At 71.0% G+C, this 15,477-nt stretch carries 15 protein-coding genes; 1 reads left to right on the top strand and 14 read right to left on the bottom strand.

All coding sequences use genetic code 11. From position 1 onward, the window contains the following. Nucleotides 1–25 precede the first annotated feature (25 nt). From carB to pyrR, 6 genes are all read right to left on the bottom strand, one after another. Nucleotides 26–3,334 (bottom strand): carbamoyl-phosphate synthase large subunit, encoded by a 3,309-nt coding sequence (gene carB, locus AB0D53_RS08615; RefSeq protein ID WP_362442084.1) that lies wholly within the window; start codon nt 3,332–3,334, stop codon nt 26–28. Next, entirely contained in the window at nt 3,327–4,469 is a 1,143-nt protein-coding gene (carA, locus tag AB0D53_RS08620) for a glutamine-hydrolyzing carbamoyl-phosphate synthase small subunit (RefSeq protein ID WP_072484543.1), read from the bottom strand. The genes carB and carA overlap by 8 nt, the downstream gene beginning before the upstream one ends. Further along, nucleotides 4,466–5,044 (bottom strand): hypothetical protein, encoded by a 579-nt coding sequence (locus AB0D53_RS08625; RefSeq protein ID WP_362442088.1) that lies wholly within the window; start codon nt 5,042–5,044, stop codon nt 4,466–4,468. The genes carA and AB0D53_RS08625 overlap by 4 nt, the downstream gene beginning before the upstream one ends. Beyond that, nucleotides 5,041–6,327 carry a dihydroorotase gene (locus tag AB0D53_RS08630; RefSeq protein ID WP_362442091.1) on the bottom strand — a complete coding sequence of 429 codons (1,287 nt, stop codon included), beginning with the start codon at nt 6,325–6,327 and terminating at the stop codon, nt 5,041–5,043. The genes AB0D53_RS08625 and AB0D53_RS08630 overlap by 4 nt, the downstream gene beginning before the upstream one ends. A 2-nt stretch (nt 6,328–6,329) precedes the next feature. After that, the gene (locus tag AB0D53_RS08635) at nt 6,330–7,307 is read right to left on the bottom strand and encodes an aspartate carbamoyltransferase catalytic subunit (protein ID WP_362442949.1); all 978 of its coding nucleotides are present in this window, start codon (nt 7,305–7,307) and stop codon (nt 6,330–6,332) included. Nucleotides 7,308–7,400: 93 nt separating this feature from the next. Continuing rightward, complete coding sequence (gene pyrR, locus AB0D53_RS08640) at nt 7,401–7,985, bottom strand: bifunctional pyr operon transcriptional regulator/uracil phosphoribosyltransferase PyrR (RefSeq protein ID WP_362442094.1); 585 nt, start codon at nt 7,983–7,985, stop codon at nt 7,401–7,403. 221 nt (nt 7,986–8,206) lie between these two features. On the opposite strand from pyrR, the gene bldD reads away from it, so the two are divergent. Then, nucleotides 8,207–8,707, top strand: coding sequence for a transcriptional regulator BldD (gene bldD, locus AB0D53_RS08645; RefSeq protein ID WP_014044812.1), 501 nt, complete (start codon nt 8,207–8,209; stop codon nt 8,705–8,707). Between the two features lie 185 nt (nt 8,708–8,892). Here bldD and nusB read toward each other — a convergent pair whose 3' ends face one another. The 8 genes from nusB to aroC all read right to left on the bottom strand — a co-directional run bounded on the left by nusB (nt 8,893) and on the right by aroC (nt 15,362). Further along, nucleotides 8,893–9,324, bottom strand: a complete 432-nt coding sequence (gene nusB, locus AB0D53_RS08650) for a transcription antitermination factor NusB (protein ID WP_072484538.1) — start codon at nt 9,322–9,324, stop codon at nt 8,893–8,895. A gap of 2 nt (nt 9,325–9,326) precedes the next feature. Further along, on the bottom strand, nt 9,327–9,893 hold the full coding sequence (gene efp, locus AB0D53_RS08655; RefSeq protein WP_329817706.1) for an elongation factor P: 567 nt from the start codon (nt 9,891–9,893) through the stop codon (nt 9,327–9,329). Nucleotides 9,894–9,943: 50 nt separating this feature from the next. Then, nucleotides 9,944–11,050, bottom strand: coding sequence for an aminopeptidase P family protein (locus tag AB0D53_RS08660; protein ID WP_362442097.1), 1,107 nt, complete (start codon nt 11,048–11,050; stop codon nt 9,944–9,946). Between the two features lie 104 nt (nt 11,051–11,154). Further along, nucleotides 11,155–11,976 carry a Pro-rich N-terminal domain-containing protein gene (locus AB0D53_RS08665; RefSeq protein WP_329817709.1) on the bottom strand — a complete coding sequence of 274 codons (822 nt, stop codon included), beginning with the start codon at nt 11,974–11,976 and terminating at the stop codon, nt 11,155–11,157. Between the two features lie 128 nt (nt 11,977–12,104). After that, nucleotides 12,105–12,545: a type II 3-dehydroquinate dehydratase gene (gene aroQ, locus AB0D53_RS08670; RefSeq protein WP_114243499.1), complete on the bottom strand. Its 441-nt coding sequence runs from the start codon at nt 12,543–12,545 to the stop codon at nt 12,105–12,107. Next, nucleotides 12,542–13,636 (bottom strand): 3-dehydroquinate synthase, encoded by a 1,095-nt coding sequence (gene aroB / locus AB0D53_RS08675; protein WP_362442101.1) that lies wholly within the window; start codon nt 13,634–13,636, stop codon nt 12,542–12,544. Before aroB ends, aroQ begins: the two co-directional genes overlap by 4 nt. After that, nucleotides 13,633–14,181, bottom strand: coding sequence for a shikimate kinase (locus AB0D53_RS08680; RefSeq protein WP_362442104.1), 549 nt, complete (start codon nt 14,179–14,181; stop codon nt 13,633–13,635). Before AB0D53_RS08680 ends, aroB begins: the two co-directional genes overlap by 4 nt. Then, on the bottom strand, nt 14,178–15,362 hold the full coding sequence (gene aroC / locus AB0D53_RS08685) for a chorismate synthase (RefSeq protein WP_362442107.1): 1,185 nt from the start codon (nt 15,360–15,362) through the stop codon (nt 14,178–14,180). The genes AB0D53_RS08680 and aroC overlap by 4 nt, the downstream gene beginning before the upstream one ends. Nucleotides 15,363–15,477 lie beyond the last annotated feature (115 nt).

Here is a 15,477-nt window from a genome sequence, read left to right on the forward strand (position 1 = left end):
TTCCGGTGTCCCCCCTGCCGGTCTGCTAGTCGCGGGCCGCGGTCAGATGTTCCGCGTGTTCCTGGAGGGAACTGACGCCGACGCCTCCGTGGGTGAGCGCGTCGATGCCCTGGACGGCGGCGGCGAGCGCCTGGACCGTCGTCAGGCACGGCACGGACCGGGCCACGGCCGCGGTACGGATCTCGTAGCCGTCGAGGCGGCCGCCCGTCCCGTACGGCGTGTTGACGATGAGGTCGACCTCGCCGTCGTGGATCAGCTGGACGATGGTCCGCTCGCCCTGCGGGCCCACGCCCTCGGACTGCTTGCGCACGATCGTGGCGTTGATGCCGTTGCGCTTGAGGACCTCGGCGGTGCCGGAGGTGGCGAGCAGCTCGAAGCCGTGGGCGACGAGTTCGCGCGCCGGGAAGATCATCGAGCGCTTGTCGCGGTTGGCGACCGAGATGAAGGCGCGGCCCTTGGTGGGCAGCGGGCCGTAGGCGCCGGCCTGCGACTTGGCGTACGCCGTGCCGAAGACCGAGTCGATGCCCATGACCTCGCCGGTGGAGCGCATCTCCGGGCCGAGGACGGTGTCGACGCCGCGGCCGTGGATGTCGCGGAAGCGCGACCACGGCATGACGGCCTCCTTGACCGAGATCGGCGCGTCCATCGGGAGGGTGCCGCCGTCGCCGTTGGCCGGGAGCAGGCCCTCCGCGCGCAGCTCGGCGATGGTCGCGCCCAGAGAGATGCGGGCGGCGGCCTTGGCGAGCGGGACCGCGGTCGCCTTCGAGGTGAAGGGGACGGTGCGCGAGGCGCGCGGGTTGGCCTCCAGGACGTAGAGGATGTCGCCGGAGAGCGCGAACTGGATGTTGATCAGCCCGCGTACGCCGACGCCCTTGGCGATGCCCTCGGTGGAGGCCCGCAGCCGCTTGATGTCGTGGCCGCCGAGCGTGATCGGGGGCAGCGCGCAGGCGGAGTCGCCGGAGTGGATGCCGGCTTCCTCGATGTGCTCCATGACGCCGCCGAGGTAGAGCTCGGTGCCGTCGTAGAGAGCGTCGACGTCGATCTCGATCGCGTCGTCGAGGAAGCGGTCGACCAGGACCGGCCGGGTGGGGCTGATCTCGGTGGACTCGGCGATGTAGGAGGAGAGCCGGGTCTCGTCGTACACGATCTCCATGCCGCGGCCGCCGAGCACGTAGCTGGGGCGGACGAGGACGGGGTAGCCGATCTCGTCGGCGATGGCCTTGGCCTCGTCGAAGGTGGTGGCCGTGCCGTGCTTGGGGGCGGGGAGCCCGGCCTCGGCCAGGACGCGGCCGAAGGCGCCGCGGTCCTCGGCGGCGTGGATGGCCTCCGGGGAGGTGCCGACGACCGGCACGCCGTTGTCCTTGAGCGCCTGCGACAGGCCCAGCGGGGTCTGGCCGCCGAGCTGGACGACGACACCGGCGACCGGGCCGGCGAGCGTCTCCGCGTGCACGATCTCCAGCACGTCCTCCAGCGTCAGCGGCTCGAAGTACAGGCGGTCGGAGGTGTCGTAGTCGGTGGAGACGGTCTCCGGGTTGCAGTTGACCATCACGGTCTCGTAGCCCGCGTCGCTCAGCGCGAAGGAGGCGTGGACGCAGGAGTAGTCGAACTCGATGCCCTGGCCGATGCGGTTGGGGCCGGAGCCGAGGATGATCACCGCGGGCTTGGTGCGGGGCGCGACCTCGCTCTCCTCGTCGTAACTGGAGTAGAAGTACGGCGTCTTCGCGGCGAACTCGGCGGCGCAGGTGTCGACCGTCTTGTAGACCGGGCGGATACCCAGGGCGTGCCGCACCTCGCGCACGACGTCCTCGCGCAGGCTGCGGATGTCGGCGATCTGCGCGTCGGAGAAGCCGTGCCGCTTGGCCTCGGCGAGCAGCTCGGGGCCGAGCTTGTCGGCGGCGGCGAGCTCGTCGGCGATCTCCTTGATCAGGAAGAGCTGGTCGACGAACCAGGGGTCGATCTTCGTGGCGTCGAAGACCTCTTCCTGGGTGGCGCCGGCCCGGATCGCCTGCATCACGGTGTTGATCCGGCCGTCGGTCGGACGGACCGCCTCGGCCAGCAGCTCGGCCTTGTCGCCGGGCTCACCGGTGAAGGAGAACTGCGAGCCCTTCTTCTCCAGGGAGCGCAGCGCCTTCTGGAGCGCCTCGGTGAAGTTCCGGCCGATCGCCATGGCCTCGCCCACCGACTTCATGGTGGTGGTGAGGCTGGAGTCGGCGGAGGGGAACTTCTCGAAGGCGAACCGGGGCGCCTTGACGACGACGTAGTCGAGGGTCGGCTCGAAGGACGCCGGGGTCTTCTCGGTGATGTCGTTCGGGATCTCGTCGAGCGTGTAGCCGACGGCCAGCTTGGCGGCGATCTTGGCGATCGGGAAACCGGTGGCCTTCGAGGCGAGCGCCGAGGATCGGGAGACGCGCGGGTTCATCTCGATCACGATGACCCGGCCGTCGACGGGGTCGATGGCGAACTGGATGTTGCAGCCGCCGGTGTCGACGCCGACCTCGCGGATGATCGCGATGCCGATGTCGCGCAGCCGCTGGTACTCGCGGTCGGTGAGCGTCATCGCCGGGGCGACGGTGATCGAGTCACCGGTGTGGACGCCCATCGGGTCGAAGTTCTCGATGGAGCAGACGACCACGACGTTGTCGTTCTTGTCGCGCATCAGCTCCAGCTCGTACTCCTTCCAGCCGAGGATGGACTCCTCCAGGAGCACCTCGGTGGTCGGCGAGAGCGTCAGGCCCTGTCCGGCGATGCGGCGCAGCTCGTCCTCGTCGTGCGCGAAGCCGGAGCCGGCGCCGCCCATGGTGAAGGACGGGCGGACGACGACGGGGTAGCCGCCGAGCGTCTCGACGCCCCCGAGGACGTCGTCCATGGAGTGGCAGATGACCGAACGGGCGGACTCGCCGTGGCCGATCTTGGCGTTGACGGCCTCGACGACGCCCTTGAAGAGGTCGCGGTCCTCGCCCTTGTTGATGGCCTCGACATTGGCGCCGATGAGTTCGACGCCGTACTTCTCCAGGACACCGTTCTCGTGCATGGAGATCGCGGTGTTGAGCGCGGTCTGGCCGCCCAGGGTCGGGAGCAGCGCGTCGGGGCGCTCCTTGGCGATGATCTTCTCGACGAACTCGGGGGTGATCGGCTCGACGTAGGTGGCGTCGGCGATCTCCGGGTCGGTCATGATCGTCGCCGGGTTGGAGTTCACCAGGATGACGCGCAGGCCCTCGGCCTTGAGGACGCGGCAGGCCTGGGTCCCGGAGTAGTCGAACTCGGCGGCCTGGCCGATGACGATCGGGCCGGAGCCGATGACCAGGACGGACTGGATATCGGAGCGCTTAGGCACGCTGGCCCTCCATCAGGGATACGAAGCGGTCGAAGAGGTACGCGGCGTCGTGCGGGCCGGCGGCTGCTTCGGGGTGGTACTGGACGCTGAAGGCCGGCTGGTCCAGGAGCTGGAGCCCCTCGACGACCTGGTCGTTCAGGCAGACGTGGGAGACCTCGGCGCGGCCGAACTTCGTCTCGGACACCTTGTCGAGCGGGGCGTCGACGGCGAAGCCGTGGTTGTGCGCGGTGACCTCGACCTTGCCGGTCGTGCGGTCCTGCACGGGCTGGTTGATGCCGCGGTGGCCGTACTTCAGCTTGTAGGTGCCGAAGCCGAGGGCGCGGCCCAGGATCTGGTTGCCGAAGCAGATGCCGAAGAGCGGGGTCCTCCGCTCCAGGACGCCCTGCATGACGGAGACCGGGTGGTCGGCGGTGGCCGGGTCGCCGGGGCCGTTGGAGAAGAACACGCCGTCGGGCTCGACCGCGTACACCTCCTCCAGGGTGGCAGTGGCGGGCAGCACGTGCACCTCGATGCCGCGCTCGGCCATCCGGTGCGGGGTCATGCCCTTGATGCCGAGGTCGATCGCGGCGACGGTGAACTTCTTGGTGCCGATCGCGGGGACGACGTAGGTCTCCTTGGTGGCGACCTCGGCGGAGAGGTCGGCGCCCACCATCTCGGGGGCCTGCTGGACCCGGGCCAGCAGTGTGGCCTCGTCGGCGACCGCGTCGCCGGAGAAGATGCCGACACGCATGGCGCCGCGCTCGCGCAGGTGGCGGGTGAGGGCGCGGGTGTCGATGCCGCTGATGCCGACGACGCCCTGGCGCTCCAGCTCCTCGTCCAGCGAGCGCCGCGAGCGCCAGTTGGAGGGCACCCGGGCGGGGTCGCGGACGACGTAGCCGGAGACCCAGATCCGTCCGGACTCGGGGTCCTCGTCGTTCACCCCGGTGTTCCCGACGTGCGGGGCGGTCATCACGACGACCTGGCGGTGGTACGAGGGGTCGGTCAGCGTCTCCTGGTAGCCGGTCATGCCGGTGGAGAAAACCGCCTCGCCGAAGGTCTCCCCCACGGCCCCGTAGGCGCGGCCGCGGAAGGCGCGGCCGTCCTCCAGGACGAGTACGGCGGGAGCTTTGGCGGCTCCCCGGGTGGAGATCGTCATCGTGCGGTGCCTTCCGTAGTTCTGGTGAGTTGGTCGATGGCCTCGACCCAGGCCGGGTGCTCGGCCGAGCGGTCGGAGCGGAAGCCGGAGTCGATCAGCTTGTCGCCGTGGGCCCAGGTGATGATCAGCAGGCCGCCCTCGGGGAGGACCTTGCCCGCGATGCCCTTGTCGAGCCGGGCCGCGCGCAGTGCGGCGGCCGGCACGAAGAAGTCGGCCGCCCCCGGGCGTACGACGTCGAGGCCCTGACCGGTCAGGGTCAGCTCGACGCGGCTGCGGGTGCCGAGGCCGTGGGCCACGATCCGGTCGAGCCACTGCCCGGCGGTGGTCGAGGCGTGGTACCGGCCGGTCAGCGTGAGCAGCTTCTCGCCGTCCGCGAACCCTTCGGGGGTGGAGTGGAGTTCCGGCAGGTCGGACTGGAGGCTGCCCCGCCACTTCCATCCCTGGCGCATCAGCCAGTAGACGAACGCGATCAGGACGAGCAGTCCGACGACCCAGCTGATCCGGGCGGACCAGTCGGTCACCTCGGCCGACTTCTGCTCGGCGGCGAGGTGGTACAGAGGGATGAGTGATGTCACGCGAGCTTCCCGTCGACGACCGTGGCACGGCCCCGCAGGAAGGTGTGGGTGACTCGGCCCGGCAGCTCGCGCCCCTCGTACGGAGTGTTGCGGCTGCGGGAGGCGAAGCCCGCGGGGTCCACGACACCACGGTATGCCGGATCGACGAGGGTGAGGTTGGCGGGTTCGCCCGCCGAGACGGGCCGGCCGTGTCCGTCGAGCCGTCCGATGGCGGCCGGGCGGAACGACATCCGGTCGGCGACACCCGCCCAGTCGATGAGCCCGGTGTCGACCATCGTCTGCTGGACCACGGACAGTGCGGTCTCCAGGCCCACCATTCCCATGGCGGCGGCGGCCCACTCGCAGTCCTTGTCCTCGTGCGGGTGCGGGGCGTGGTCGGTGGCGACGCAGTCGATGGTGCCGTCGGCGAGCGCCTCGCGCAGGGCCATGACGTCGGCCTCGGTGCGCAGCGGCGGGTTCACCTTGTAGACCGGGTCGTAGGAGCGTACGAGCTCGTCGGTGAGGAGCAGGTGGTGCGGGGTGACCTCGGCGGTGACGCTCCAGCCCTTGGACTTGGCCCAGCGGACGATCTCGACGGATCCGGCGGTCGACAGGTGGCAGATGTGCACCCGGGAGCCGACGTGGGCGGCGAGCAGGACGTCGCGGGCGATGATCGACTCCTCGGCGACGGCGGGCCAGCCGCCGAGACCGAGTTCCGCGGAGACGACGCCCTCGTTCATCTGGGCACCCTCGGTGAGGCGGGGCTCCTGGGCGTGCTGGGCGACGACACCGTCGAAGGCCTTCACGTACTCCAGCGCACGGCGCATGATCACCGCGTCGTCGACGCACTTGCCGTCGTCGGAGAAGACCTTCACCCCGGCGGCCGAGTCGTGCATGGCGCCGAGCTCGGCGAGCTTCTTGCCCTCCAGGCCGACCGTGACGGCGCCGATCGGCTGCACGTCGCAGTAGCCGGACTCCTTGCCGAGCCGCCAGACCTGCTCCACTACACCGGCGGTGTCGGCGACCGGGAAGGTGTTGGCCATGGCGTGCACGGCGGTGAAGCCGCCGACCGCGGCCGCCCTGGTGCCGGTGAGGACGGTCTCGGAGTCCTCGCGGCCGGGCTCGCGCAGGTGGGTGTGGAGGTCGACCAGGCCGGGCAGCAGGATCTGTCCCGCTGCCTCGACGACGCGTGCGTCACCGGCCTCGATGTCCGTGCCGACCTCGGCGATGGTCTCGCCGTCGATGAGGACGTCCTGGGGTTCGCCGCCGAGGATCTTCGCGCCGCGGATAAGGATCTTGCTCATGGTTACTTGTTCTCCTCGGTACGGGACGGGGCGGCGGATTCGTACCCGCCCAGCAGCAGATACAGGACGGCCATGCGGATCGAGACGCCGTTGGCGACCTGCTCGACGGCGGTGCACCGGTCGGAGTCGGCGACCTCGGCGGTGATCTCCATGCCACGCACCATCGGGCCGGGGTGCATGACGACGGCGTGCCCGGGCATCTTCGCCATCCGGTCGCCGTCCAGGCCGTACCGGCGGGAGTACTCGCGCTCGGTCGGGAAGTACGCGGCGTTCATCCGTTCACGCTGCACACGCAGCATCATCACCGCGTCGGACTTCGGCAGCACCTCGTCGAGGCCGTAGCTGACCTCGCAGGGCCACTGCTCGACGCCGACGGGGACGAGGGTCGGCGGGGCCACCAGGGTGACGTGGGCGCCGAGCGTGTTCAGCAGGTGGACGTTGGAACGGGCCACCCGGCTGTGCAGGATGTCGCCGACGATGGTGATCCGGCGGCCTTCGAGGTCCCGGCCGAGGCCGCTGTCGGCACCGACCAGGCGGCGGCGCATCGTGAAGGCGTCCAGGAGGGCCTGGGTGGGGTGCTCGTGGGTGCCGTCACCGGCGTTGACGACGGCGCCGTCGATCCAGCCGGAGGTGGCGAGGCGGTACGGGGCCCCGGAGGCGCCGTGCCGGATGACGACGGCGTCGGCGCCCATCGCCTCCAGGGTCAGCGCGGTGTCCTTGAGCGACTCGCCCTTGGAGACGGACGAGCCCTTCGCGGAGAAGTTGATGACGTCGGCGGACAGGCGCTTGGCGGCCGCCTCGAACGAGATGCGGGTACGGGTCGAGTCCTCGAAGAAGAGGTTGACGACGGTACGGCCGCGCAGGGTGGGGAGCTTCTTGATCGGCCGGTCCGCGACCCTGGCCATCTCCTCGGCGGTGTCGAGGATCAGGACGGCGTCGTCGCGGGTGAGATCGGCGGCCGAGATGAGGTGGCGCTTCATCTGGGTGTTCTCCGGGGGGTGGAGGGGTTCAGGCATGCGGGCGTGCGGAAGCGGCCGTACGGCTCGTGGCCGGGCCGTACGGGTGCGGTGCGGCTACTGCTCGCCCGTCGGGGCGGTCCGCTCGACACCGAGCAGCACGGCGTCCCGGCCGTCCTCCTCGGCGAGCTGGACCTTGACCGTCTCCCGCAGCGACGTGGGGAGGTTCTTGCCGACGTAGTCGGCACGGATCGGGAGTTCGCGGTGACCGCGGTCGACGAGGACCGCGAGCTGCACCGCGCGGGGCCGGCCGATGTCGCCCAGGGCGTCGAGCGCGGCGCGGATCGTGCGTCCCGAGAAGAGGACGTCGTCGACGAGGACGACCAGGCGGTCTTCGATGCCCTCGCCCGGGATGTCGGTGCGGGCCAGGGCGCGCGCCGGGCGCAGCCGGAGGTCGTCGCGGTACATGGTGATGTCGAGGGAGCCGACCGGCATCTTCCCGCCGGTGATCTCTTCGAGTTTTTCGGCGAGCCGGCGGGCGAGGAAGACGCCCCGCGTCGGAATGCCGAGGAGCACCACGTCGTCGGCGCCCTTGGCGCGTTCGACGATCTCGTGGGCGATCCGGGTCAGTACCCGGGCGATGTCGGGAGCCTCCAGAACGGGGCGTGCCGCATTGCCGGTGGCTTCGTGCTGTGCGTCCATAAGAAACGGACCTCCTTCTCCGCCTCACGGGACGGACCTTAAAGGACGTCGAAATTGCGTCAACCACGTTACCAGGGCTTGCGCCGGCATTTGATCCCACCCCTGGGAAGGGCCGGTCCGGACCATTCGGCTTGACGCATCCAAGTAACGCTGCGTAACCTCACAGTGAGTTACCAGCAACGCGGCGGAGCCGCGAAATGTCCCAGCGTCCGGGGAGCCTTATGTCCAGCGAATACGCAAAACAGCTCGGGGCCAAACTCCGTGCCATCCGCACCCAGCAGGGCCTCTCCCTCCATGGCGTGGAGGAGAAGTCCCAGGGCCGCTGGAAGGCCGTCGTCGTCGGTTCGTACGAGCGCGGCGACCGTGCCGTGACCGTGCAGCGCCTGGCCGAGCTCGCGGACTTCTACGGGGTCCCGGTGCAGGAGCTCCTGCCCGGCACGACGCCCGGAGGGGCCGCCGAGCCGCCGCCGAAGCTGGTCCTGGACCTGGAGCGCCTCGCCCACGTCCCGCCGGAGAAGGCCGGTCCGCTGCAGCGCTACGCGGCGACCATCCAGAGCCAGCGCGGTGACTACAACGGCAAGGTGCTCTCGATCCGCCAGGACGACCTGCGCACACTGGCCGTGATCTACGACCAGTCGCCCTCGGTGCTCACCGAGCAGCTGATCAGCTGGGGCGTGCTGGATGCCGACGCGCGTCGCGCCGTGGCCCACGAAGAGGGCTGAGGCCCCACTGAAGAAACGTACCGCCGTGTTCGGCGCGGATTCACTCCTTCGGGTGACCGCGCCGGCACGGCTTTTTCGTGTGCGCCGGTTGATGCGCAAGGGTCCGCGCATGCCGGTCCGCCGCATGCCGAAGGGCCCACGGTCCGCAGACCATGGGCCCTTCGTCGGCTGAACGCCACCGTCGGCTACTGCTCGCGGCGGAGGTTCGGCTTGAGGTCCTTGAAGCGGGCCAGCAGCCCGTTCACGAAGGACGGGGAGTCGTCGGTGGAGAACTCCTTGGCGAGCTGGACCGCCTCGTCGATCACCACCGCGTCCGGGGTGCCGTCCACCCAGATCAGCTCGTACGCACCGAGCCGCAGGATGTTCCGGTCGACGACCGGCATGCGGTCGATCTCCCAGTCCACCGCGTAGGTCACGATGAGGTCGTCGATCCGGTCCGCGTACTGCGCGTACCCCTCGACGAGCTCCATCGTGTACTCGGTGACCGGCGGCTGACGGTTGTCGGCCCGCGAGTGCCGCACCCAGTCCGCGAGCACCGTCTGCACGGACTCGCCGCGCTGGTCGGCCTCGAAGAGGATCTGGAAGGCACGCTTGCGGGCCTTGTTCCGGGCAGCCACGGTTAGCTGTTCACCCGGCCGAGGTAGTCGCTGGTGCGGGTGTCGACCTTGACCTTCTCACCGGTGGTGATGAAGAGCGGCACCTGGATCTGGTAGCCGGTCTCCAGGGTGGCGGGCTTGGTGCCACCGGTGGAGCGGTCGCCCTGGACGCCCGGCTCGGTCTCCTGGATGACGAGCTCGACGGCGGCCGGGAGCTCGACGTAGAGCACCTCGCCCTCGTGCTGCGCCACGGAGGCGGTGAAGCCCTCGATCAGGAAGTTGGCGGCGTCGCCGACGGACTTGCGGTCGACCATGAGCTGGTCGTAGGTGTCCATGTCCATGAAGACGAAGTACTCGCCGTCCATGTACGAGAACTGCATGTCGCGACGGTCGATGGTGGCCGTTTCGACCTTCACACCGGCGTTGAACGTCTTGTCGACGACCTTGCCGGAGAGCACGTTCTTGAGCTTGGTGCGCACGAAGGCCGGGCCCTTGCCGGGCTTGACGTGCTGGAACTCGACGACGGACCAGAGCTGGCCTCCGTCGAGCTTGAGCACCATGCCGTTCTTGAGGTCGTTCGTGGAAGCCACGGTTGCGGAATCTCCTGGACTGAAGCTGGTGGAACGACCGAGGATGCGCGCTAGAGCGCGAGCAGCTCCTTGGTCGTAATGGTGAGTAGCTCGGGTCCGCCGTCCGCCTCGGGGCGCACGACGAGCGTGTCATCGATCCGGACCCCGCCCCGGCCCGGGAGGTGGACCCCCGGTTCGACGGTGACCGGCACACAAGCGTCCAGTTTACCCATGGCCGCAGGTGCCAACTGCGGGTCCTCGTCGATTTCGAGTCCCACCCCGTGCCCGGTCCAGGGCGCCAGGCCCCCGCCGTGCCCCGCGGAGTCCAGGAGATACCGGGCCGCGCGGTCCACGTCGCGGTAGGCGGCGCCCGGCACGAGAGCCTCGCGCCCAGCCCGCTGAGCGGCGAAAACCAGGTCGTAGAGCTCGATCTGCCAGTCGGCGGGCGTCGTCCCGATGACGAAGGTGCGGCCGATCTCGCAGCGGTAGCCGCGGTAGTTCGCGCCCAGGCAGACGGAGAGGAAATCTCCCTCCTCGACCCGGCGGTCCGAGGGCCGGTGGCGGCCCTGGCCGGAGTTGGGGCCGGTGGCGACAGAGGTGGCGAAGGCGGGGCCGTCCGCGCCGTGGTCCACCAGACGGCGCTCCAGCTCCAGGGCGAGATGCCGTTCGGTGCGGCCCACCAGGATGGATTCCAGGAGTTCACCCAGAGCCTGGTCGGTGATCTCGGCGGCGATCCGCAGACAGGCGATCTCCTCCTCGTCCTTGACCACCCGCAGCTGCTCGACGGTGGCACCGAGATCGGCCAGCCTCAGGCGCGGGGCGACCGAGCCCATCGCCCGGTGGCGGGCGACCGTCAGATGGTGTTCCTCGACGGCGAGGGTCTCCGCGCCCGAGGAAGCGGCCAGATCGGCGGCCGCGACGACCGGATCGCCGTCGGAGCCGGGCAGCAGTGACAGCCGCAGCTGTTCGTCGGTGCGGCCGTCGGCGGGATCGCCGCTCGGGGCGCGGGGGGAGAGCAGGACGTCCCCGCCGGGTCCGAGCAGCAGCACGGCCCCCGGTGGCGCCCCGCCCGCGAGATAGCGGACGTTGGCGGGGCGGGAGACCAGGGCGGCCGCGGATCCGACGGCGGCGCACTGGTCGCGGAGCAGCCCGCGGCGGACGGCGTACACCTCTGACATGTCACGAGCCTACGAGCGGTGGCGCGGGCCTGCTCGGTCAGCGCACCCGACCGGGGGGCGGCCGCCGGTCCGGTCGCCGGCCGGAAGCACCGCCCGGCGGTGGTTCACCAGGCCGGGGGGCTGGCTATGGAGCGGGCGAGTATGTCGTCCAGGACGCGGGCGGTGGTCTCCACGTCGTACGTCGAGTTGTCGATGATCGGCAGGCCGGAACCGTACCAGCCGGCCATCCTGCCGTGGATCCTGGCGACCTCCTCGTCCGAGAGGCGGCGGTTGCCGCTGCGGGCGGCGTTGCGCTCCAGCACGATCTCCAGGCCGGGCAGCAGGACGACGGGCAGGAGCCCGGGGCCGACATGGCGCTTCCAGCCGCCGAGGCCGACGACCGGCCGGTCGGGGAAGACGGCGTCGTCGAGGATGCAGGAGATGCCGTTGGCGAGGAAGTTGCGGGCGGCGAAGCCGCAGGTGCGGCGGGCCAGGCGGTACTGCGCCTCGGAGTGGTCGTTCCACCCGGACTGCGGGTCGGCGAAGCCGGAGCAGACCCATTCACGGACGTCGTCGAGGCTGACATGGGCGGTGGGCACCCGGCGGCGGCTGGCCCAGAGCTTGGCCACGGTGGTCTTGCCGGCGCCCGCGGGACCGATCAGGAGGACGGCGAGGGTCGCGCTGCCGGTGCCGGGCTCGGCGGGCGGTGCGGGCAGCGGGACGGGGCCGCCGGGCGGCAGCTGGACGTGTCCTGTGGTGTCCCTGAGGGGAGGCCCCGGGGCATGGTGCGGGGCCGGCCCGCTCCACCCGCCCGGCGTGGGCGGGGTGGTGGGCGGCGGCCCCGGCGGACCGGGGTGGCCGGGGTGCTGGGCCTGGTGCGACCAGCCGACAGGTCCGTTTCCGGGGCCTTGGGGCGGCGGCAGCGGGGCCCCCACTGCGTGCTGCATCCGGTGCCACTCCGTCTCGTACAGGCAACTGGCGCTGGTGGAACGGCAACCGTACCGTCCCCGGCCGCCGCTGGAACAACGGTCGGGGACGCGCCACGGTGCCCGGTCGGCCGGGAAGAACCGCTCCGTCAGTCGGTCAGCTCGTCCGCCAGGGCGCGCAGCGCCAGTCGGTAGGAGCCGATGCCGAATCCGGCCACGGTTCCCGTGGCGACCGGCGCGACCACGGAGTTGTGGCGGAATTCCTCCCGTGCGTAGGGGTTCGAGATGTGCACCTCGATCAGTGGGGCGGTGCGCTGGGCCGCCGCGTCCCGCATCCCGTACGAGTAGTGGGTGAAGGCACCCGGGTTGAGAACGACCGGAATTGAACCGTCCGCGGCTTCGTGGAGCCAGCGGATCAGTTCGCCCTCGTCGTTGGTCTCGCGGACGTCGACGTCGAAGCCGAGCTCCTTGCCGAGCGCCTGACAGGTCTCGACGAGTCCGGCGTAGGACGTGGCACCGTACACGTCCGGCTCGCGGGAGCCGAGCCGGCCGAGGTTCGGGCCGTTGAGGACGAGCACCCGGCGGGTCACGCCGACACCTCCCCGTAGGCGGCGAGCAGCACGGCCGGGTCGGGGCCCTCCAGGACGGTGGGCCTGCCCAGGCCGTCGAGGACGATGAAGCGCAGCAGGTCGCCGCGGGACTTCTTGTCGACCTTCATGTTCTCCAGCAGCCTGGGCCACTGGTCGCCCCGGTAGGTGAGCGGCAGTCCGACGGACTCCAGGACGGCGCGGTGCCGGTCGGCGGTGGCGTCGTCGAGCCGTCCGGCCAGCCGGCCCAGCTCGGCGGCGAAGACCATGCCGACCGAGACGGCCGCGCCGTGCCGCCACTTGTAGCGCTCGTTCTTCTCGATGGCGTGAGCCAGGGTGTGGCCGTAGTTGAGGATCTCCCGCAGTCCGGATTCCTTCAGGTCGCTGGAGACGACCTCGGCCTTGACCCTGATGGCCCGTTCGATCAGCTCGGCGGTGTGCGGTCCGGTCGGCGTACGGGCGCCCTCCGGGTCCGCTTCGACGAGGTCGAGGATGGCCGGGTCGGCGATGAAGCCGGCCTTGATGACCTCGGCCATGCCGCTGACGTAGTCGTGCACGGGCAGCGAGTCCAGCGCCGCGAGGTCGCAGAGGACCCCGGCCGGCGGGTGGAAGGCGCCGACGAGGTTCTTGCCCTCGGCGGTGTTGATTCCGGTCTTGCCGCCGACGGCCGCGTCGACCATGCCGAGCACGGTCGTCGGCACGGCGATCCAGCGGACCCCGCGCAGCCAGCTCGCAGCGACGAATCCGGCCACGTCGGTGGTGGCTCCGCCGCCGACACCGACGATCACGTCGGTGCGGGTGAAACCGGTCTGGCCGAGCGCCTTCCAGCAGTACGCCGCGACCTCGACGGTCTTGGCCTCCTCGGCGTTCGGCAGCTGGATCGCGATGGCCTCGTACCCCTGCCCGGCGAGGTCCTGGCGGACCGCCTCACCGGTCTCGGCGAGCGCCTCGGGGTGCAGCACCGCGACGCGCTTGGCACGGTCGCCGATGAGCGCGGGCAGCTCGCCCAGCAGCTGACGGCCGACCAGCACCTCGTACGGGTCGGTGCCCGCGCTGCCTGCGATCGGGATGCGGGTGGGGACCTGCTCGGTCATGGTGTGTTCTCCCGGCCGGGGGCGACGGGGCCGCCCTCCGGCAGTTCCAGTGCGTCGAGGACCGCCTGGGCGACCTCTTCGGGGGTGCGCTCGTCGGTGGCGACGGTCACCCGGGCCACCTCGGTGTACAGGTGGCGGCGGGCGTCCATCAGCTCGCGCCACTGCCGGCGCGGGTTGACCGCCAGCAGCGGGCGGGCGGTGTTCAGGCCGACCCGCCTGACCGCCTCCTCCACGTCCATCGAGAGATAGACGACGGGGCGGCCGGCGAGCAGGGCGCGGGTCGTGCCGTCGAGCACCGCGCCGCCGCCGAGGGAGAGGACACCGGTGTGCTCGGCGACGGCGGTGTGCACCGCCCGCCGCTCCAGCTCCCGGAAGTGCTCCTCGCCCTCGTCGTAGAAGATCTCCGCGATCGGCTTGCCGGCCGTGTCCACGACGTCCGCGTCGGTGTCCCGGTAGGTGGTGCCGAGCCGGCCGGCGAGCAGCTCACCGACCGTGGACTTGCCGACGCCCATCGGGCCGACGAGGACGATCAGCGGGCCGCTCATCGGATCTGGAGGTGGTCGAGGTACGACTGCACGTTGCGGTGGGTCTCGGCGACGCTGTCGCCGCCGAACTTCTCCGCGACCGCGTCGGCCAGGACCAGCGCGACCATCGCCTCGGCGACGATGCCCGCGGCCGGAACGGCGCAGACATCGGAGCGCTGGTGGTGGGCCTTGGCGGGTTCCCCGGTGACGACGTCGACGGTGGCGAGCGCGCGCGGCACGGTGGCGATGGGCTTCATCGCGGCACGGACCCGCAGCAGCTCGCCGGTGGTCAGGCCGCCCTCGGTGCCGCCGGAGCGGCCGGAGGCGCGCTTGATGCCGTCCTCGGTGACCAGGATCTCGTCGTGCGCCTTGGAGCCGGGGACCCGGGCCAGGTCGAAGCCGTCGCCGACCTCGACCCCCTTGATGGCCTGGATGCCCATCAGGGCGGCGGCGAGCCGGGCGTCGAGGCGGCGGTCCCAGTGGACGTGCGAGCCGAGGCCGACGGGCACGCCGTAGGCCAGCACCTCGACGACGCCGCCGAGGGTGTCGCCGTCCTTGTGGGCCTGGTCGATCTCCGCGACCATCTCCTTGCTCGCGTCGGCGTCCAGGCAGCGCACCGGGTCGGCGTCGAGCCGCTCGACGTCGGCGGGCGTCGGGTAGACGCCGTAGGGCGCCTTGGCCGCGGCCAGCTCGACGACATGGCTGACGATCTCGATGCCGGCGGTCTCCTTGAGGTAGGACCGCGCGACGGCGCCGAGCGCGACGCGGGCCGCCGTCTCCCGGGCGCTGGCGCGCTCCAGGATCGGCCGGGCCTCGTCGAAGCCGTACTTCTGCATGCCTGCGAGGTCGGCGTGGCCGGGCCTCGGGCGGGTCAGCGGGGCGTTGCGGGCCAGCGCGGCCAGTTCCTCGGGGTCGACCGGGTCGGCCGCCATGACCTGCTCCCACTTGGGCCACTCGGTGTTGCCCACCATCACGGCGACCGGCGAGCCCATGGTCAGGCCGTGGCGCACCCCGCCGAGGAAGGTGACCTCGTCCTTCTCGAACTTCATCCGCGCACCGCGGCCATAACCGAGCCGCCGCCGGGCGAGTGCGTCCGCCACCATCTCCGTGGTGATCGGGACGCCGGCGGGAAGACCCTCCAGCGTCGCCACGAGTGCGGGGCCGTGCGACTCCCCCGCGGTCAGCCAGCGCAACCTGCTCAACGGTGCTCCTCATGCTCGCGCCTGGAACTGCGACGGCGCGACCGGGTGCGCGGCCCTGGCCCGCCGCCTTTGATCCTCCCACGACCGGGGGCCCGAACCGGTCGCCGGTCCAGCA

This window comes from Streptomyces sp. NPDC048295 (assembly GCF_040652135.1).
GTDB lineage: Bacteria > Actinomycetota > Actinomycetes > Streptomycetales > Streptomycetaceae > Streptomyces.

What these genes read in the sequence shown, in the direction of transcription:
- pyrR (WP_362442094.1), bottom strand. Translation starts at nt 7,985, where the DNA reads ATGGACGCACAGCACGAAGCCACCGGCAATGCGGCACGCCCCGTTCTG.
- AB0D53_RS08680 (WP_362442104.1), bottom strand. Translation starts at nt 14,181, where the DNA reads ATGAGCGGCCCGCTGATCGTCCTCGTCGGCCCGATGGGCGTCGGCAAG.
- AB0D53_RS08660 (WP_362442097.1), bottom strand. Translation starts at nt 11,050, where the DNA reads ATGTCAGAGGTGTACGCCGTCCGCCGCGGGCTGCTCCGCGACCAGTGC.
- AB0D53_RS08630 (WP_362442091.1), bottom strand. Translation starts at nt 6,327, where the DNA reads ATGAGCAAGATCCTTATCCGCGGCGCGAAGATCCTCGGCGGCGAACCC.
- aroB (WP_362442101.1), bottom strand. Translation starts at nt 13,636, where the DNA reads ATGACCGAGCAGGTCCCCACCCGCATCCCGATCGCAGGCAGCGCGGGC.
- bldD (WP_014044812.1), top strand. Translation starts at nt 8,207, where the DNA reads ATGTCCAGCGAATACGCAAAACAGCTCGGGGCCAAACTCCGTGCCATC.
- AB0D53_RS08665 (WP_329817709.1), bottom strand. Translation starts at nt 11,976, where the DNA reads ATGCAGCACGCAGTGGGGGCCCCGCTGCCGCCGCCCCAAGGCCCCGGA.
- AB0D53_RS08635 (WP_362442949.1), bottom strand. Translation starts at nt 7,307, where the DNA reads ATGAAGCGCCACCTCATCTCGGCCGCCGATCTCACCCGCGACGACGCC.
- carA (WP_072484543.1), bottom strand. Translation starts at nt 4,469, where the DNA reads ATGACGATCTCCACCCGGGGAGCCGCCAAAGCTCCCGCCGTACTCGTC.